The organism is Prevotella melaninogenica, assembly GCF_013267595.1.
Classification (GTDB): Bacteria; Bacteroidota; Bacteroidia; order Bacteroidales; family Bacteroidaceae; genus Prevotella; species Prevotella melaninogenica_D.
On the sequence record NZ_CP054011.1, the window covers coordinates 192,783 to 212,664 of the forward strand.

Annotated in this window: 16 protein-coding genes; 10 read left to right on the top strand and 6 right to left on the bottom strand. The window is 41.4% G+C overall.

Annotation, left to right across the window (positions count from 1 at the left end):
* Positions 1–82 precede the first annotated feature (82 nt).
* Entirely contained in the window at positions 83–322 is a 240-nt protein-coding gene (locus FIU21_RS06035) for a hypothetical protein (protein ID WP_172891333.1), read from the bottom strand.
* 473 nt (positions 323–795) lie between these two features.
* Here FIU21_RS06035 and FIU21_RS13305 point away from each other — a divergent pair, with 473 nt between their 5' ends.
* From FIU21_RS13305 to FIU21_RS06045, 3 genes are all read left to right on the top strand, one after another.
* Positions 796–1,395 carry a hypothetical protein gene (locus FIU21_RS13305; RefSeq protein ID WP_004361593.1) on the top strand — a complete coding sequence of 200 codons (600 nt, stop codon included), beginning with the start codon at positions 796–798 and terminating at the stop codon, positions 1,393–1,395.
* A gap of 72 nt (positions 1,396–1,467) precedes the next feature.
* Positions 1,468–2,256, top strand: a complete 789-nt coding sequence (locus tag FIU21_RS13310; protein WP_004361592.1) for a hypothetical protein — start codon at positions 1,468–1,470, stop codon at positions 2,254–2,256.
* 148 nt (positions 2,257–2,404) lie between these two features.
* Positions 2,405–3,253 (top strand): YMGG-like glycine zipper-containing protein, encoded by an 849-nt coding sequence (locus tag FIU21_RS06045; RefSeq protein ID WP_036886952.1) that lies wholly within the window; start codon positions 2,405–2,407, stop codon positions 3,251–3,253.
* A gap of 795 nt (positions 3,254–4,048) precedes the next feature.
* Here the strand turns inward: FIU21_RS06045 and FIU21_RS06050 are convergent.
* Positions 4,049–4,843, bottom strand: a complete 795-nt coding sequence (locus FIU21_RS06050) for a septal ring lytic transglycosylase RlpA family protein (RefSeq protein ID WP_004361589.1) — start codon at positions 4,841–4,843, stop codon at positions 4,049–4,051.
* Between the two features lie 91 nt (positions 4,844–4,934).
* Positions 4,935–6,272, bottom strand: a complete 1,338-nt coding sequence (gene gdhA, locus FIU21_RS06055; RefSeq protein ID WP_004361586.1) for an NADP-specific glutamate dehydrogenase — start codon at positions 6,270–6,272, stop codon at positions 4,935–4,937.
* A 257-nt stretch (positions 6,273–6,529) separates the two neighbouring features.
* Here gdhA and FIU21_RS06060 point away from each other — a divergent pair, with 257 nt between their 5' ends.
* Positions 6,530–9,553, top strand: a complete 3,024-nt coding sequence (locus tag FIU21_RS06060) for a PEP/pyruvate-binding domain-containing protein (RefSeq protein ID WP_004361584.1) — start codon at positions 6,530–6,532, stop codon at positions 9,551–9,553.
* 288 nt (positions 9,554–9,841) lie between these two features.
* On the opposite strand, the gene FIU21_RS06065 is transcribed toward FIU21_RS06060, so the two are convergent.
* The 3 genes from FIU21_RS06065 to FIU21_RS06075 form a co-directional block, all read right to left on the bottom strand.
* Complete coding sequence (locus FIU21_RS06065) at positions 9,842–11,353, bottom strand: class I adenylate-forming enzyme family protein (protein WP_004361583.1); 1,512 nt, start codon at positions 11,351–11,353, stop codon at positions 9,842–9,844.
* Complete coding sequence (locus tag FIU21_RS06070) at positions 11,350–12,198, bottom strand: SDR family NAD(P)-dependent oxidoreductase (protein ID WP_004361580.1); 849 nt, start codon at positions 12,196–12,198, stop codon at positions 11,350–11,352. Before FIU21_RS06070 ends, FIU21_RS06065 begins: the two co-directional genes overlap by 4 nt.
* A gap of 265 nt (positions 12,199–12,463) precedes the next feature.
* Complete coding sequence (locus FIU21_RS06075; RefSeq protein ID WP_004361578.1) at positions 12,464–13,189, bottom strand: RDD family protein; 726 nt, start codon at positions 13,187–13,189, stop codon at positions 12,464–12,466.
* A gap of 101 nt (positions 13,190–13,290) precedes the next feature.
* On the opposite strand from FIU21_RS06075, the gene FIU21_RS06080 reads away from it, so the two are divergent.
* From FIU21_RS06080 to FIU21_RS06105, 6 genes are read left to right on the top strand one after another with little or no spacing between them, the layout of a single operon-like run.
* Entirely contained in the window at positions 13,291–14,271 is a 981-nt protein-coding gene (locus tag FIU21_RS06080; RefSeq protein WP_004361573.1) for a stage II sporulation protein M, read from the top strand.
* On the top strand, positions 14,246–15,238 hold the full coding sequence (locus FIU21_RS06085) for a hypothetical protein (RefSeq protein WP_004361571.1): 993 nt from the start codon (positions 14,246–14,248) through the stop codon (positions 15,236–15,238). The genes FIU21_RS06080 and FIU21_RS06085 overlap by 26 nt, the downstream gene beginning before the upstream one ends.
* Positions 15,239–15,250: 12 nt before the next feature.
* Entirely contained in the window at positions 15,251–15,862 is a 612-nt protein-coding gene (locus FIU21_RS06090) for a DUF4129 domain-containing protein (RefSeq protein ID WP_004361569.1), read from the top strand.
* Positions 15,859–17,109 (top strand): DUF4350 domain-containing protein, encoded by a 1,251-nt coding sequence (locus FIU21_RS06095; RefSeq protein WP_004361567.1) that lies wholly within the window; start codon positions 15,859–15,861, stop codon positions 17,107–17,109. The genes FIU21_RS06090 and FIU21_RS06095 overlap by 4 nt, the downstream gene beginning before the upstream one ends.
* A gap of 53 nt (positions 17,110–17,162) precedes the next feature.
* On the top strand, positions 17,163–18,137 hold the full coding sequence (locus tag FIU21_RS06100) for an AAA family ATPase (RefSeq protein ID WP_004361565.1): 975 nt from the start codon (positions 17,163–17,165) through the stop codon (positions 18,135–18,137).
* Positions 18,138–18,176: 39 nt separating this feature from the next.
* A complete protein-coding gene (locus FIU21_RS06105) occupies positions 18,177–19,490 on the top strand; it encodes a DUF58 domain-containing protein (protein ID WP_004361563.1) in 1,314 nt (437 codons plus the stop codon).
* Positions 19,491–19,882: the final 392 nt, after the last annotated feature.

The window sequence follows — 19,882 nt, forward strand, 5'->3', positions numbered from 1 at the left end:
TGTCTTTTATAATTATTTTTAATTATAATAATGTTTTCCTTTATTAATGTTTGTCTAACAAAGATTTTGAATTAACTGTTTATTAAGTATCTTGCGGACTTCCTCTCTCATCCATTTCTTCCCATATATTTTTATATATGTCACGGTTGTTGCCGAAGGGATAAAAGCCGAGAATACGCCAGTTATGAGGGTAAGTGTGGCGACTATTACAATTTGGGCAGGGCATTGGAACTGACATAGCAGTTGCTCCATATTCAATATCTAATGCGCGAAAGGTGTTGTTGCAGTCGTCGCATCTGAAAGTCATATAACCTCTGATCATAAGTTTGATGATTTAAATTATAATTCTCAGTCTTGTTGTGAAGGAAGCAACTTCTTTGTAGGGAATGAGTTGTACTATCACAAGTTAATAAAACATATTTGAAAAGTAGGAACTATTTACTCCTTTATGAACAGAAAAACTCAATTTAACTGGTAGTTGTGAGTAGGGTAGTGCTACAGAGTAATGTAATACTAATCGTTAAGATAAATGTTGTTTTGTTCATAATTCATTAGGTTTTTGTTTCTGTTTGCAAAATAAATATTTAATTGTGAGAGGCACAAAGGAATTAATTTGTATTTTTGCGGAAGAGTATCTTAAGTGCTGCGATTAGTAATATATGAAGAAAGGGGAACTCAAAATTGTAAGAAAGAACTTCGGAATCTTCTTTACAGATTGAGGGCGAGAGATGGTGTTAATAACAGAAAATGTTTGGCAGGACTTGTATCTGTATAGTATGTGTAGGCAGATAGAAGATGACAAAGCTAAGAATGAAAGATATGAATATAGACGATAAGACTATCAACTTAAGTACTGAGGCAGCTAAGACGTGCGGAAAGTCTGTTAAGACTCATACTGAAGACGGGGCTATAAAGGCAAAACTGAATGCAGTGTATCGGCTCAGACTATTATATAATAGTGGTGAAGAACTGTGGAAACATATAGGAAAGGCGGGCAGTGGAAACAATTCCTTTGGTCGTGTTGGAGGGAAAGATGCCTTTTTGCGTAAGGCTGTTTATCACGAGTTGGAGCGTGAATGGGAGGATGAAATGGGAATTTCTCTTGACAGATTGATAGATGCTTATGGGTTGGCGGAAAGACTGATGGAGAGGTACAAGTCCTTGCTGGGGGATGTCGAAGATAAGGATGTGAGGACAGAATGTTGTGAGCAAATTGTCAATGTCTGTGTTTTTGATGATGAGATAACAGAACGTGAGGGTACGAAGAAGCGAGAACTTCTACTGCGATTGCAGGAAGAAGATGCTTATTGTCTTACGGTTTTTCTATTGATGTTACTCGGTGCACTGCCCTTGTCAGTCGAGACACGACAGGGCGATGCGAAGCAGATGAAGTAACAATATGAGTCGGTTTATAACTTCTTTCTACGTGTATGTCATCGGAATATACTTTTTGTACAGACACCAAGGATGACACTTTTTCATAAGGTTTTAAAGGAAGCGGAAGAGAAACTGACGCGTATTCGGTTGGTAAAACTTACGGCTGACATACTTTGTAATCTATCAGTTCTTGCCAGCACAGAGCAAGTTGCAGAGACTGGTCGGCGTGGTCAGTGGGACCAGTTATATCCCAATCTTGATGGTTATTGGATAGGCGAGCATCATAGTGAGCAGAAACCAGACTACTGGCGAGTAGAAGAATTAGCGACAAGCTATCTATTTTGTCATTATTTTCAGAAGGAAGGTGAGGCTGGTAAGCTGCATCAGCAAGAGTTTACTATAAGTTTCTATCGGAATGAGGAGGATTATGCCTGTGTGCAGCATCCTCGTTCTGTCTTGCAGTGGTTGAATAACGACAAGTTATCAAAGGATGATATCACCTATCCACACTTTGTTTTCTTCGGTGGAGATAGTCCGACGAAGATAGCATTTGAGTCATTTATGATGGATGTATCTTGGTTTCGTCCGATGCAATTAACACGTGCAAAAGATGATTGGATGCCTCCAACAGAAAAGGGAGTAGAGGTGGTAAATGATTTTGAGGACTATTCCTATACGTTTTATCTCGGCTTAGAAGCTATTACACCTGATTTTATTTACGTAAAAGATGAGAACGGAAAGTCGTATAAAGTCTCTGTTTCTGAGCACGAAGAGTTGAGAAACTGTACGTTGAATGATGCTATTGGTATTATTACTTGGGCTGGTAAACGTTATATTGCGTTTGATCATCTGATGCTATATCTACCGATAGACTCATAGTAAATATGGCTGTTTGTAGCTGTTGAAAATCAGCAATATGGAGGATATATTTGGTAACTTTAGGGTTTTCCCCTCACTGAGTAGGGAAATATCTTTGTAAATGTGAAAATATGTAGCTAATTTTGCCAATGTTAAGAATTTGTAAGTTATGAAGAAGTCTTTAATTCTCTCCCTCTCCGCAGCCGTGGTGCTTAGTAGTTGCGATACCTATACAGGGTCAGGTGCTGTAACTGGTGGCTCGTTAGGAAGTATTCTTGGAAGCGCTATTGGTGGTATTGCTGGTGGAGCGAGAGGTTCAGATATAGGTACGATTGTTGGTATGGCTGGTGGTGCTATCATAGGTGCTTCTACAGGAGCAAAGGCTGACAGACGTGCGAAAGAGGATGTACACGACCATTATGAGAAGGTGCAACAGCGTAAGGCACGTGAAAGAAGGAATCAATCAGGATACGATAATTATAATCAGACAGACGACTATGCACAGCCTAATAGGGTAGATGGAAGCGGCTTTGATAGCACTAACTCTGGCGACGACCGTATTTACGATTTCCAAGGCAGTGATTATACAGGCAGTTACAGCGCGGCACAGCCAAATACAAAGGCACCAGCTGAGTCAAGTGTGGATAAGTTGGCAGGTAATTACCAGTATACACCGAACATTGAGATTATCAACGCTCGTTTTGTTGATGATAACCAAGATGGTATCTTGTCGCGCAATGAGGTAGGTAAGATTATCTTTGAGGTGATGAATCGTGGAAACAAGGCTATCAGTGATGTACAGCCTTCAGTGTTGGAAACAACCGGTAATGCACACATTTACATCAGTCCATCTATTCACATTGAGAGTATTGCACCCGGTAAGGGCGTCCGTTACACAGCACTTGTGAAGGCTGATAAGAAATTAAAGAATGGTATGGCACGATTTGCTTTAACTGTTTTGCAGGGTCAGAAGAGTATAAGCAAAGTGACAGAATTCAATATAAGAACCAGTAAGTAAGATTGTTGATAAGCTGATAATATAAAGAGTCAGCAAATCGTCTTACGGTTTGGATTCTAAAAGGATAGGATTAAATAGAGATTATAAAGATATTATTGTGTAAGTACTAACTACTGATAACTAAAACTTTAAATGACGGAATGGGGCTGTATCATTAAACTGGTGCAGCCTCTATTTCTTTTTAACCCAAATAGTTTATTAGAGGCTAAACATATTTCTACAAACAACTTATTCCTATTAGCCTAATTAGGCTATTTGGTTTATTTGGTCTAATTAGGCTAATAACTTATTTTTCTGTCATAATTTTTCACATCATAATTTTGAATACATGCTCTTTTGGCTTCTAAAAGACGCCTAATTAGCTTGCAAAAGATGCCCTTTAAGGCTCTTACTAACGCCCTTTTGAAGTCCAATTAAGCACCTTTTATTTTACTACTTTATAACTAATTGATTTCCTGTTGGTTGCAGATTTGCCTTTTATACGTGTTTTTATCCTTATTTGTAGATGTTTTCTTTGAAATTATGTAATGATTTTTCACATCCTTGTTTACAGATGTTCGAACTCTAAAAAGAAATGATTTTCAATGAAAGAGGATGATAATAGGATAGAATGTTGACAGTCTTAGCCATGTTTTTGTTTGATGAGTAACTATGGTTCTTACGTTAAAGCAATACGAAAAGTGTCCACTCATTTAACAGAAGAAACTTTTTTTTGTGGCGATATCACGGTATTAACGCCCCTCCCTATGGGGGAGGGGAAGGGGGAGGGGCAGCCTGCTTATGTCTTATTCCTTTCTATTCAAAGAGTCCAGTCACACCATCCTTCACACGTTTGAAGAAGTTGGTCCAACTGCTACTTGAATTGTTCTTTGAAGTAGTAGGTTGTGTGGTTGACTTGTTCTGCTGAGCAGTCTGCTGTCGGTTGGTTGCAGCAGGAGTGGTACGGGCTGTCGCCTGACTCTTAGTCTTTGTAACCTGCTGGTTAGCTGGAGTAGAAGTTTGTACCTGCTTGCGTGTCTCGCTAATGTTTTCTTTCTCCACCTTGCCTTGCTGAAGATTCTTTTTTTGATTTAAGTGCGTGTCTACTTTGCGCTCAATCTCTTTAGGTTTATCCTCTTCAACCTTTTCCCATTCAGGGATAAACTCATAGCATACGCCAGCAGTACCATATTCAATTTCAGGCATTTCAAGTGTACCATTTGACTCAGAAGGGAATGGTATCTCAGTTTCTTTGCGTACAAGCTCAACCTTCACGTAAGCCACACCACTGGCAAGTGTACCTAATTCGCGTGCAGCAGCATAGGATAAGTCAACGACACGTCCACGAACAAATGGACCACGATCCGTTACGCGGACAATGACAGACTTACCATTACGAGGATTCGTAATCTTTAGACGTGTACCAAAGGGGAGTGTGCGATGTGCACAAGTAAAAGCATTACGGTCATAACGTTCGCCATTACTCATTCGGCGACCGTGTAATCCGTTACTATAATAAGAAGCTTTACCATCTGACTGTGCTTTTATAGTCAGAGTAAAGACGTTGCATAGCGCAAATAACGCTATAAGGAGAAGTTTGGTTCTATACATATTAATTTATTAGTATCGCCAGCCTTCTCTCATAGAGTTTATTCCCTCCCTGCTTTGGAGAGCAGGAGAGGGAATAGATAGACTGGTCTATTTATACGACACCCTGGGCAAGCATAGCCTTCGCTACCTTCATGAAGCCCGCAATATTGGCGCCCTTAATATAATCGATGTAACCATCAGCCTGCTTGCCATACTTCACGCACTGCTCATGGATAGAGCTCATGATGTAATGGAGCTTCTGATCAACCTCTTCCGGACTCCATGAGAGACGGAGAGAGTTCTGTGACATTTCGAGACCTGATGTAGCCACACCACCTGCATTAACAGCCTTACCAGGAGCGAAGAGCTGCTTCGCTGCAGTGAACTTATCAGCAGCCTCTGCTGTACAACCCATATTTGAAACCTCAGCTACGCACAATGGCTTGTAAGCAAGAATCTTGTCGGCATCCTCACCATTAAGCTCGTTCTGAGTAGCACATGGCAAATAGATATCTGCCTTCTGCTCCCAAGGCTTACGACCCTTGAAGAACTGTGAACCAGGATATTTCTCTGCATATGGCTCACAAACATCATTACCACTGTTACGGAGTTCGAGCATATACTCGATCTTCTCACCGCTAATGCCTTCTGGGTCATAGATATAACCATCAGGACCACTCAATGTGATAACCTTTGCACCAAGTTCGGTAGCCTTCTTAGCAGCACCCCATGCAACGTTACCAAAACCTGAGATGGCAACAGTCTTACCCTTGATGTCAAGACCATGAGTCTCCATCATCTGGTGAACGAAGTAGAGTGCACCATAACCTGTAGCCTCTGGACGGAGGATAGAGCCACCCCATTCTCTGCCCTTACCTGTGAGCATACCCTGGAACTGGTGAGTCAGCTTACGATACTGACCAAAGAGGTAACCAATTTCACGACCACCAACACCGATATCGCCTGCAGGAACATCCTCGTCAGGACCGATGTGACGATACAACTCGTTCATGAAAGCCTGGCAGAAACGCATGATTTCAGCATCGCTCTTACCACGTGGAGAGAAGTCAGAACCACCCTTACCACCACCCATAGGCAATGTGGTGAGTGCATTCTTGAATGTCTGTTCGAAACCGAGGAACTTCAAGATACTGAGGTTTACTGATGCGTGGAAACGCAGACCACCCTTGTAAGGGCCGATAGCACCATTAAACTGCACGCGGTAACCAATGTTTACCTGTACTTTTCCCTGGTCATCAACCCAAGGTACACGGAATGTGATGATGCGCTCAGGCTCCACAATACGCTCAATAATACTTGCGCGCTCAAACTCTGGGTGCTGATTGTAAACATCCTTTACAGACATGAGTACTTCATGTACAGCCTGTAAATACTCTGACTCACCTGGATGCTTCTGCTCCAGTGCTTGCATGATTTTTTCGACTTCCATAGTAAATTGACTTTTATTTGTTTATGTTAGATAGTATCATTCAGTTCAGAATGGTATGGCAAATATATCCAAATTCTATCAAAAGTCCAAATGAAAATCAAAAATTTTTCATTTTTTTCTTTCTTTCGGGAAGTTACTTAAGTCGCAAAAAATGGTAACCAGTATGCAAAGTAATAAAAAATATATTATTTAAGTTGCGAAAAGATAGGTTGACTTGTATTTATTTTGTATTTTTGTCCAATATTAAGTTTTGGATTATGAGTGAGCAAATTCCTGCAGAATGGGGTAATTTTTACCTAAAAGACGTTAGTTTCGTCAATCTGATGATGCGACGAATCTACAATGTTTTGATTGTAGCTAATCCATACGATGCCTTCATGTTGGAGGATGATGGACGTGTGGAAGAGAAGATCTACAATGAGTATATGGAATTAGGTCTGCGTTATCCGCCAACCTTTACGCAGGTTTCAACGATTGAAGAGGCCTCAAAGGTACTCAATACGGTAGATATCGACCTCGTTATCTGTATGCCGGGTAATGCTGATAATGATGCTTTTGATGTGGCAAGAGCTGTAAAAGCAGAGTTCCCAGACATCCACTGTGTGGTACTGACTCCCTTCTCTCATGGTATTACAAAACGTATACAAAACGAAGACCTTAGTATCTTTGATTATGTATTCTGTTGGTTGGGGAATACCAATCTCATACTTTCTATCATTAAGTTGATGGAGGATAAGATGAATATAGACAATGATATCCATGAGGTTGGTGTACAGATGATATTGCTGGTAGAAGACTCTATCCGTTTCTATTCATCTATTCTACCTAACTTATATAGCTATATTCTTACGCAGAGTCAGAACTTTGCCACTGAAGCCTTGACCCGACACGATGCCTCTTTGCGTCAGCGTGGACGTCCAAAGGTAGTCTTAGCGCGCACTTACGAGGAAGCATGGGATATCTATCAACGTTATAAGGATAACTGTTTGGGTGTTATCTCTGATGTAAGATTCCCTATTAATAATGTAGAAGATAAGGGTTCTTCTGCGACAGAAGGGAACATTCCTGTAGCGGAGAAAGACCCAGAAGCAGGCTTAAAACTACTTCGTGCCATAAGGAAAGAAGATGAATACCTCCCTTTGATTATAGAAAGTTCGGAGAGTGAGAACCGTGAAAAGGCTGAGGCAGAAGGCTTTCACTTTGTAGATAAGAACTCAAAGAAGATGAGTGTAGACCTTCGCCATCTATTAGAGGAACACATGGGTTTTGGCGATTTCATCTTCCGTAATCCAGAAACACGTGAGGAGGTGATGCGCATTCGAAGCTTGAAAGAGTTGCAGGATAACATCTTTAAGATTCCACGTGACTCTATGCTCTATCATATCTCTCGTAATCACATGAGTCGTTGGCTCTCTGCACGTGCCATTTTCCCAGTTTCTTCCTTCCTGAAAGGTATTACATGGCATAAACTACAGGATGTAGATATGCACCGACAGATTATCTTTGATGCCATTGTTGCCTATCGGAGGATGCGCAATGTGGGTGTTGTAGCCCTATTTGATAGGCGAAAATTCGACCGATATGCCCATTTTGCTCGTATTGGAGACGGCTCGTTAGGAGGTAAGGGACGTGGTTTGGCTTTCCTTGATAACGTTATTAAACTCCGACCAGACTTCAATCGCTTCCCCAATGCAAAGGTACAGATACCGAAGACAGTCGTTCTTTGTACGGATGTCTTCGATAGCTTTATGGAACAAAACAATCTTTACCAGATTGCTTTGAGTGATGCAAGCGATGAAGAGATACTCCAAGCCTTCCTTCGTGCCCAATTGCCCGATGAATTCATAGGCGACTTCTTTACCTTCTTTGAGGCTACTCGCTCACCAATAGCCGTCCGTTCCAGTTCGTTGTTGGAAGATAGTCACTACCAACCGTTCGCAGGTATCTATTCTACCTATATGATTCCTTATCTTGAGGATAAGTATGAAATGCTCCGAATGTTGGCTTGTGCGATTAAGGCTGTCTATGCCTCGGTTTATTATCGTGACTCCAAAGCCTATATGACAGCCACAAGTAATGTCATTGATCAGGAGAAGATGGCAGTTATTTTACAGCAGGTTGTCGGTAAGGAGTATGGAGATCATTTCTATCCGAACATCTCTGGCGTTCTTCGCTCTCTCAACTATTATCCGATAGGAGAAGAGAAAGCAGAGGAAGGTATTGCCTCTTTGGCATTGGGTTTAGGTAAGTATATTGTCGATGGTGGGCAGACGCTGCGCGTTTGTCCGTTCCATCCGCATCAAGTCTTGCAGATGAGCGAAATGGAAATAGCCTTGCGCGAAACCCAAACTCAGTTCTATGCGCTCGACATGAAGCATATCAGTGAGGACTTTAAGGTAGATGACGGCTTTAATATCCTCAAACTGCGTGTGAAAGATGCAGAGACAGATGGTAGTCTACAATATATCACTTCCACTTATTCTCCCGAAGACCATGCTATTTATGATGGACTCTATGAGGGAGGAAGAAAGATTATTTCTTTCTGTGGTGTCCTCCAGCAGAACGTCTTTCCACTACCAGAGTTGTTACAAATGGCAATGACATACGGTGCTGAGGCTATGCGTCGCCCTGTGGAGATAGAGTTCGCTGTTAATCTGAATGATGACCGAACGGGTGACTTATACCTCCTGCAGATTCGTCCAATCGTTGATTCTAAGCAGATGTTAGAAGAAGACCTTACTGCAATACATGACAAAGAATGTCTCTTGCGGAGTCATAACTCGTTGGGGCATGGCGTTTCAGACGATGTACAAGATGTTGTATATGTAAAGACCGACAGTTCTTTTACAGCATCTAACAACCCAACTATTGCTGATGAGATAGAACGGATAAATCGTAAGTTCCTTGATACTGACAAGAACTATGTGCTCATTGGTCCTGGTCGTTGGGGTTCAAGCGACCCTTGGTTGGGTATTCCTGTGAAGTGGTCACATATCTCGGCAGCCCGTGTCATCGTTGAGGAGGGACTGGAACACTATCGTGTAGACCCAAGTCAGGGAACACATTTCTTCCAAAATCTCACCTCTTTCGGTGTAGGCTATTTCACAATTAATCCTTATAAGGAAGATGGATTCTATCAGCGCAGTGTACTTGATGCCCTTCCAGCTGTGGAAGAAACTCAGTGGGTACGCCATGTTCGTTTCCCAAATCCATTAAAGATAATGATGGATGGTAAGAAACAAGAAGCTCTTATCATGCTTCCTCAAGAGGAAAAGGAGTAGACATCCTCTCTAAAAAAGGGTATGATTCTATAAAAGTAAAGCCGTCATCTACGGCAATAGACTGTGGATGATGGCTTTATTGTTAGTGTGATGAAAGAGACAGCAAGGATCTTTTCCACTCTCTTGGTTCTCCTATATTGATTTTATCTTTTGTTTCTTCTCAAATTATTTTCATGAAAAGAAATATTTATTGTCGTGAAGAAAAATATTTTCTTTCATGAAAATAATTCTTTTTTATCATGAAAAGAACTCAGAACTGTTTGTATTTGGAGTTAAGACGGAGCACATTTAACGAAGCTTCTGCTTGCCAGTTGAGAGCATTTCAATGGTTTTGAAGCGGATGCTATGCGGCATTTCTGCGCGTGACAGTTGTGGGCGGAGCCAGTTGAGGAGTGTAGCCTCTGTTAGTGTTGCCTTTGGTGTACATTCTATTTCCGTGTGAATGACATTGCCAAAGTTAGGGTCGGGAACGGTAAAGGCACGTGCAGCAATAATCATAGGGTGGGAGAGAAGTACCTGCTCAATGTGTTCGGGCTGAACGTTCTCACCTCCACAGACCACCATTCGGTCGGCTCTCCCATGATGAAAGAAGTAACCTTCGTTATTCTGTGATACTAAATCGCCTGTGTTTTGCCATTGATTTCGCAGTCCTCGCATTGCCCAACGAGAACGAACCCAAAGTGTTCCTATCCCTTGACGATTACAGTCTTTTACCTTACAGTCGACTCCTCGAATAGGTTTCCCTAAGGTAGTCTCTTCGAAAGAAGCTAATTCTTTAGGATTAGCAAGCATAAAGAATCCTGCTTCAGACGTACCATATAGGTTAAAGATTACATCTCCTATTTCTTTATGAGTCGTGTCGATGAGGCTTTTAGGAAGTTTATCACCACCGCTTATAAGACAACGTAGACTCTTCATCTTCTCCTTTGCATTTTCAATCTGCCAAAAACGTGAGAGCATAGCAGGAACAATAGGCATGACCTCTATCTGTTCACGCTGAATAATCTCTAAGGTTTTGATAGCATCGAAGCGTTTTTGTAGGCATACCTTCTTACCCATAAGTAAGGAGATGATAAGCGTTGAAAGTCCAAAACCATGATAGAAGGGCAGTGAAATCAGCACACGCTCATATTGATAGATTCTGATGTCGCGCAGTAAGGCAAACAATGGAGGGAGAAAAGAGGTAACAGAGGGACGACGAGCAATGGTCTTGAATTTACCACTTGTTCCTCCAGAGTGAATGACGATTTCTCTCCCTCGCCAGATTTTAGGGAGTTTTCTTTTCTTTATTTGAGAATGCTTATCTAAAAGGATGTCATTTATCTTCTCAGTTGTAATAGCCACGCAGGGAAGTTTCGTTGGTATCTGTTTGAGGTCTGAGTCGTATATAATAAGGCGGTAATGGTGCTTCTGCAAATCAGCTGTTATCTGTTCTGTTCCCAAATCGGTACTTAATAAGGTAGCGCGTATGCCTAATCGTGAAAGTGCATGCAGCAGGAGAGTCAAAATAAGACTGTTATGTCCAAGCAAAGCCATACTCATTTTAGGTTGGAGATGATATTCCGTGTGAAGAATTTCAGCGAGTTGACGCGTACGAACATAGAGTTCTTGATAGCTTAGAGATTGCTTCTCGTCAGTGATAGCACAACGATGCGGATAGAAATGAGCCGCAAAACGGAGCAACGCCATTAGGCTGATGCCTTCATAAATGAGGCTTTTAGCCCACACAAATATGCCCTTTGGTGAGATTATGTGTAAGCGATAGAGGATAGAAAGGATAGCTTCATTCTTTCTTCTCATGGCAATCGCTTATAATATAGGTGAATAATCGGAGCAAAGAGATAGGCTATTGGGGCAGAAAACTTTGCCCACCAAGGTTTATAAGTCCTGACCTTCCGTATAGCAAGTTTCAATAGAATATTGGCTGCATTAGCTGGTGTGTATGCAGGTAAGTGCTTGTATTGTTCGTTGACATCTGACATCGCTGTGTGAACCAAGGGTAAATAAGCTATCTGCACGTGAACACCTAACGGCGCAAACTCGCTGTCTGCCGTTTCGCACCATGTGTTTGCTGCACTTTTTGAGGCATGATAAGCCGACCAGCCTGGTGCCATTGGGTAGAGTGTACTCACTGATGAAGAATAGATGATACGCCCTTTGCTTGCCTTCAAGGCAGGTAAGATAGCTAATGAAAGCGCGACCAAAGAACGATAGTTGAGGTCCATCGTACGGTCATAGTCGTGTAGGCGGTCCTGCGCATCATTAATCTTGCGATGGATAGATTTACCGGCATTGCAAAAGAAGTAATCTAACCGTGGTAGTGTTTCCCTTAGTTTTTGGCAAAGCTGTTCCAACTTTTCCCTGTCTCTTAGGTCTATTGCGCAGTAGTCTGCACTGCTACCCATTTGCTTAGCTTTGGCACATAAGAATCGTAAGTCCGCTTCACTTCGAGCAATGAGGAAGACATTTGCACCTGCATTGATTATTTTTTCGGTTAATGCTCTCCCTATTCCATGCGATGCACCCGTCACAAGTACCCACTTCCTATAGAAGTGTTCTCTTGTAATATCAGGTGAAAGACTTATGGTAGGGTAAGCCAATGCACCTCCGATAGCTATTATCTTTTTTCTAAGAGACGTCATCATAACTCTTTTCTAACAATCAGTAGTACTTGTTTTGATAACCTATAGCGATGTGATTAATGCTCCGCACATCATGTGTTAGGCATGAGCACCATGTGTGTTGGGCATCCGCACATCATGTGCTGAGTAATAACACAGCGGACGATAATGGGTAAAACGTTTTGTTCTTGTCGTTATAATAGGATCGTGTAAGGCACAAATATGAAGGTTATACAGTACAGTTCTGTTAGATTCCCATGCTACCTTATACTTTCTTTTCCCTATTTCTTTATATTATTTCCAACGTGAAATGCTGGTAATCACGTACGATAGTATAAAGGAACTTCTCGTCAGCAGTATTGGTATCAGAGATGTTAAGGTGTGCTCGTACTTTCTCAGCAAGGGAAGCAATACGACGGTCACGCTCGTATCCGTACTCAGAATTGAGGGTACGTTGGATGACATCAAGTTGGTTAAGAGAGAGGTCTTCAGCTTGTGGATAGACAGGTTTATACTTTCTATCAAGGTAAGAGAATTCGTCAAGTGAGACTTGAATCTTGCGATAATCGTTGAGTTGGATGACCATCGTTCCTGCTGCAAGGTCGCCAAGACGTTGTGAATTCTTAGAGATAAGAATGACAAGTGCCCCAACACCAGAGAAACCAAGGTCGACAAGTTGCAGAAGCCAACGCATAAAAAAGTCACCAATGCCCGGTGTTGTTCCGTCTTTCTTCACAACACGGATATGCATCACCATCTTTCCAACACTTTGCCCATGGTTGAAAAGTTCCATAAGGAAGTGATAAAAGAGGGCAGGAAGGTAGACGGCTATTAGGAAGAATAACACTTTCGTTATATAAAAAAAGTTTAACTCAGTTATCAGGAGCGACACACCAACCAGATAGCAGATAATTAGGAAGTCATCAATGATTTGTGCAACGATACGCTCTCCTAAACTTGCCGGCGACTGACTTATCTGGACGTACTGACCTGTTATGATATTGGCTTCGGGCATTTTCTTGATAATTAAATGTTGTTTCTGTTGCAAATGTAAGAAAAAAACTCTAAATTTGTTGCGTAAATGATAATAATGTGTAAATTACGTGTGGACTTTGCATGAAAGAGATTCTTTTCATACGCAATAATATTGAGAAGTGGCGGGCAATGGAAGGCATGATAGATAATGTCAAATTTGAGATGCCTGACCAGTTGGCTGATGCTTATACTGAGCTTACAGCCGACCTCGCTTTTGCACAGACACATTATCCTCATTCACGTATTACCATCTATCTCAACAAACTTGCTTCTGCACTTCATAATGAAATCTACCGTAATAAACGGGAGAAGTGGTCGCGTTTGGTGACTTTCTGGACGCAGGAGGTGCCTGACGTGATGTGGAAAGAGCGTAAGTTGCTGCTTCTGTCATTCATTATTTTTATGGTGAGTGTACTGATTGGTGTTGTTTCTACCTTAGGAGACGAGTCCTTCCCACGCTTGATACTTGGCGACGGCTATATGGATATGACCCTTGAGAATATAGCGAAGGGTGAGCCGATGGGCGTATATGGCACTGAAGAAGAGGGAGGAATGTTTATTGGTATTACGCTGAACAATATCATGGTATCGTTTAATGTGTTTGTTTCGGGCGTATTGACAAGCTTTATGTCAGGCTTTCTTTTATTCCGAAATGGTATCATGGTAGGGTGTTTTGATACTTTCTTTTATCAGCATGGATTATTAGGCGAAAGTCTTTTAGCCACGATGTTACACGGTACGTTGGAACTTTCAGCAATCATTGTGGCAGGTGCTGCAGGCTTGGCAATTGGTAATGGTTGGTTATTCCCAGGTACCTACTCGCGTTTGGTCAGCTTTCAGCGAGGTGCAAAGAGGGGAATGAAGATAGTTGTCGGAACAGTACCCATCTTTATTATGGCTGGTTTTATCGAAGGATTCATTACTCGTCATACAGAGTTGAATAACTTTATCCGCATTGGTATTATACTTGTATCATTGGCGTTTGTCGTGTATTATTTTATTTACTTACCTTATAAGCGTAATTATCATTTAGAAAATGCAAATAGAAAGACCAAAGATTGAACTTTATCAAGTTCGTAGTTTCGGCGAGAAGTTCTCAGCGATTTTTGAGTTTATTCGTGAGAACTTTAAGTTTTTGTTGCGTGCATGTACCTATCTACTCTTGCCGCTTTGTTTGGTACAAGGCTTCGCTATGGAGATGATGATGAAGGTCTTAGCACCTTATTATACCAATACCTTCGATATGGGGGAGGATGTAGACGTGGCACAGGGGATGCTCCTTAGATTAGGTGCTTCGTACGTGGGATATGGTATTTGTCTGCTGATAGGTTCTACCTTGTTGGCTGGAATCTGCTATAGTATGGTGAAATACTATCATAAAAGTCCAAATAGACTTCGTAATACGACACTGAGCGACTTAAAACCTATAATCATTCAGGTGATTAAACGCTCGTTGTTAATGACCGTGGTTCTCGTGGCTCTGTTTATCGTAGTTTTGGTTCTTATCATTTCTTTTGCTGCAATCACAAGTGCACCGATACTGGCCGTTATACCAATTCTTGCGTTAGTAGTATGCTGTTTGCCTGTTTCTATGGCGTTACCTGTCTATGTTTTTGAAGATGAGGAAACGTTGTTTAGCTCAATAACTCGTGGCTTAAAACTTGGCTTCCATTCATTCTGGTCATTGTTTGGCTTGATGTTTGTGATAGGATTCTTGACTAATATCCTGTCTTCATTCACATCAATTCCTTGGTATATATTGACGGTTGTGAAGTCAGTTTTGCTGGCTACTGATACTACTCAAAGCTCTTTTGCAACAAGTCCTGTCTATAGCTTCCTTGTTTATTTGTCATCTGTATTTATGAACTTTGGTATGTATATAACGATGACAATCTCAACCTTCGCCTTAGCTTTTCACTATGGAAGCATCGCAGAGGAGGAAGATGGTTTCTCTGTAGAGGACGACATACAGCACTTTGAAGAGTTAGCAGAGAAAGATACTGACATTGATAACTTTGATAAACTTTGATAAAACGGTTCTATGTTACAGCCATTAAGTGATACTTTGTCGTGTGATTCAGCGTTACTTCATCAGTATCGTGCTGATGAAGCGTACAACTATGCGCGAGAGTTACAGGCACCTGAACTTGATTGGTGGGATTGGCTGATGTCAAAGATAGGTGAGTTCCTCTCTGATTTATTTAGTATTCAGAGTAAGGGGGACTTCCGTATCGTGATATACATTGTTATTGCACTTGCTTTTATTGCTCTAATCGCTTTCATTTTGTACCGTTATCAATTCAAACTCTTTGGTAGAGCGGGTAAGGTGACAAATGAAAATGATGAAGAAGATAATATCTATGGCGTTGACTTTGATGCTGTTTATGCCAAAGCAATGGCACAGAAGGATTATTATAAGGCTGTTCGAATTGTCTATCTGCGTACACTTCGTTGGTTATCAGATGGTAATAAGATTAGTTGGCAGCTCTATAAGACGCCAACTCAATACACTCGTGAGTTCCTATCAGTAGAATTTGAAAGAATGACTACAGCTTTTATGCGTGTAAGATATGGTAATTATCAAGCGTCTGAAGAACTCGTAGAACTACTGTTAGACTTAGAAAGCAAGATAAAGAAAGGAGGTAAGGAATGAACAAGCGCTTTTGGTTCTTCGTAGCAGGCTTCCTTGTCTTTGTCTTTCTATTAGAGTGGAATGTGCCTTCAAAGTTTGTTTGGGAGCCTACCTTTAATCATTACGATAAGCAACCATTTGGTTGTGCGGTGTTCGACTCACTGATGGAGAAGTCTGTTCCTGCAGGATATGAGGTGACAAAGAAAACAATAGCACAGTTGGAACGTGATGGATATGGTAAGAAACCGCATGCCTTCTTAATTCAAACAGACCGTTTTAGCCCTTCTGCAACGGATATCCGTTCGTTGGATAGACTGTTGAAAGCTGGTAATAAAGTCTTCATTGCAACGTCTGATATTGAACCTGATTCTCTATATCCTGATTTGCAGGTAGCTATTAATGGGCAATATGGGTTCTCTCCTATGGAGGTTAAGTCCTCAATTGCGAATCAGTCAATTCCTTATGATACCTTAGTCTGGTCTCATCAGTTGCCTTATCAGGAGAAAGAATACGCGGTCTATGCCGCGATGGCAGGTAATAATGTTACAATAGAAGGAAAGGCTGCGTGCGATACTTTGGTTAGTTGTTGGCTTTCAGAGGAGGAAATTGATTCTACAGATGGCTATTGGTTGGCACATATGGTTAGAGTGAAGCGAGGAAAGGGTGAACTCTTTGTATCTTGTGATCCATTGTTGATGACCAATTATGGTATCCTTGATACGCAGACAAATGGATTCATCTTCCGTTTGATGTCTCAATTCCGTGGCTTGCCAATCATTCGTACTGAGGCATACGGACCTGAAACAGAATATGAAACGGATACTCCACTGCGCTTTTGGCTACAAAACGAGCCTCTCCGATGGGCTATCTATCTCACCTTAGGAGGCTTATTACTCTTCTGTATGTTCTATGCGCGTAGACGACAACGCGTTATCCCGGTGGTAGAGGAACCAGCAAATCGTTCGTTGGAGTTCGTGAAGTTGATAGGTACTCTTTATCATCAGAAGCATATTAATCGTGACTTGCTGCAGAAAAAGTATAGTTACTTTGGCGAGACCTTACGTCGTATGACGATGATAGATGTCGAAGATGTTGAGTCAAGGAAGGAGAATATAGCACAGATAGCCATTCGAACGGGAATGTCAGAGGCTGAAGTACGAATGATATTTGACCGTGTCGATCGTTATTTGCAGGGTGATGATGAACTAAAAGATGCTGCTTTGCGAAAGGCAATAGACGGTATGGATATGATAATCAATAAGCTATAAACGCTATGGATGAGCAAAAGAACAATGTAATTGAAGAGCAAACAATAAATAAGATGGAAGAGTATAAAGAAGAAAGAACCGACCTTGCTGCATTCAGTGAAAAAGTGATGCAGTTGCGAGGAGAGATAAATAAGGTTGTTGTTGGGCAGCAGGAGGCAGTTGCCTTGTTGTTAACAGCGATTCTTGCAGATGGTCATGTGCTGATAGAAGGTGTGCCTGGTGTTGCTAAGACCTTGTTGGCACGTCTGTTGTCTCGCCTGATTGATGCGCGTTTTAGTCGTATTCAGTTCACGCCAGACCTCATGCCAAGTGATGTACTCGGTACGACAGTCTTCAATATGAAGACCTCTGAGTTCGACTTCCATGAAGGTCCTGTGTTCTCTGATCTCGTCCTTGTCGATGAAATCAACCGTGCTCCTGCAAAAACACAGGCAGCTCTTTTCGAGGTAATGGAGGAACGTCAGGTGACGATTGATGGTACAACTCGTCGTATGAGCGATGTTTATACAATCATTGCGACGCAGAATCCAGTAGAACAGGAAGGTACTTATCGTCTACCAGAGGCGCAACTCGACCGTTTCCTCTTTAAGATAAGTATGGGTTATCCTTCTGTTGATGAGGAAATGAATATCCTTAAGCGTCATCAGGAGAAGCGAAACCTCATCAAGTTGGAAGATGTTAAGCCAATACTTACCATTGACGAACTTCTGCAGATGCGCAAGAAACTCGATACGGTATTCATTGAGGAGAGCCTTTTACGCTATATTGCAAACATCGTACAGCAGACTCGTACCTCAAAGGCTGTCTATCTCGGTGCCAGTCCACGTGCTTCTGTTGCTATGCTCAATGCTGCTAAGGCTTCAGCTTTGTTGGGTGGTCGCGACTTTGTAACACCCGAAGATATCAAGTTTGTTACGCCAAGTATTCTTCAACATCGTCTTATCCTTACTGCTGAGGCTGAAATGGAGGGATATACCCCATTGAAGGTTGCACAGAAGTTGATTGACAAGGTCGAAGTACCTAAGTAATGAGGTTAGCCGAGAAGCACTCAAATAAATAAAGACGAAATGTTCCTTACTAAAAGGTTTTATTTTATATTAGCAAGCCTTACACTGCTCGCAGGCTTTGGTTATGTGTTCCCACAGCTTTTCATGGTTGCAAAGATACTTCTCTTTATCTTTGCTGCTATGGTTGTGTTCGATGCTGTTATGCTCTATCATCGTCGTGGAATAATAGCGAAGCGAACCTGTTCAGAACGTTTCTCTAATGGTGATAAGAATGTTGTCAAGATAAGTCTGGAAAGTAAGTACTCCTTTCCTGTATGGCTGACGGTAATAGATGAGGCTCCAGAGGTGTTCCAACGGAGAGACATAAGCTATAAGAGTCATCTAACAGCGATGGGTAAGAATACGATTCGTTATACGCTCAGACCAATGAAGCGTGGCGTCTACTCCTTTGGTAAGATTCGTTGCTTCACACGTACAGTCTTAGGACTTGTCGAACGTCGTTATACGTTGGGTAACGCAGAAGACGTTAAGGTCTATCCTTCTTATATGATGCTGAATCGCTATGAACTTCTTGCGATAAGCAATAACCTCACTGAGATGGGTATAAAGCGTATACGTCGGGCAGGTAACAACACTGAGTTTGAGCAGATAAAAGACTATGTAAAAGGCGATGAATACCGAAGTATAAACTGGAAGGCAAGTGCACGTCGCAATCAGTTGATGGTGAATGTCTATCGTGATGAGCGCTCTCAGCAGATATTCTCGGTTATTGATAAGGGACGTGTTATGCAGCAATCGTTCCGTGGAATGACGCTTCTCGACTATAGTATCAATGCTTCTTTGGTGTTGTCATACGTTGCCATGCGCCGTGATGATAAGGCTGGCTTGATAACCTTTGCAGATAGAATGGACACGTTTGTTGCTCCTTCGAAGCAAACTGGTCAGATGCAACTTCTCTTAGAGTCACTTTATGCACAAGAAACCAAGTTTGGTGAAAGTGATTTTAGTAGTTTGTGTGCCAATGTACATAAACAAGTTAGCAAGCGAAGTCTGTTCGTTATTTACACAAACTTCTCTGGTATGACTGCTCTCAATCGTCAGTTGGCTTACTTGAAGTTGCTTAGTCAGTGGCATCGTGTGCTCGTTGTCTTTTTTGAAGATGCAGAGATGAATGATTATATTCGTTCTCCGAAGCACTCAACAGAGGAATATTACCAGCATGTTATTGCTGAGAAGTTTGCTAATGAAAAGCGTTTGATTGTATCAACACTGCGTCAGCATGGTATCTATAGTGTTTTGACAACGCCAGACAAACTCAGTATTGATGTTATCAATAAATACTTGGAAATGAAGCAAAGACAAATCTTAACATAGTAAGTCTTACTCATTTTCTAACGGAGAACGTAAAGTTTTGCTCTTCCAACACCTAAAACTAATGGGCTGAGATCCGATTGTGGATTTCAGCCTTTATTGTTGTTATGAATAGATGAGATGAGTTTACGTTTGACATTAGGTTTGTTATGATAGATAATAATGGTAGAACCGAAATCGCTTGTTAAACAAAACCATAGCCAAGACCCTCAACTGTCTATCCTATTATCCTCCTCCAACACAGGAAATCTTTTTATTTTAAAACATCAAAAAGCGTAGATAAAGGCTTGAAAAATTATTACATAAATTTAGATAAGGCATCTATAAATAAGGATAAAAACATATATAAAAAGCAAGTTTGCAACTAACAGGTAATCAATTAGTTATAAAGAAGA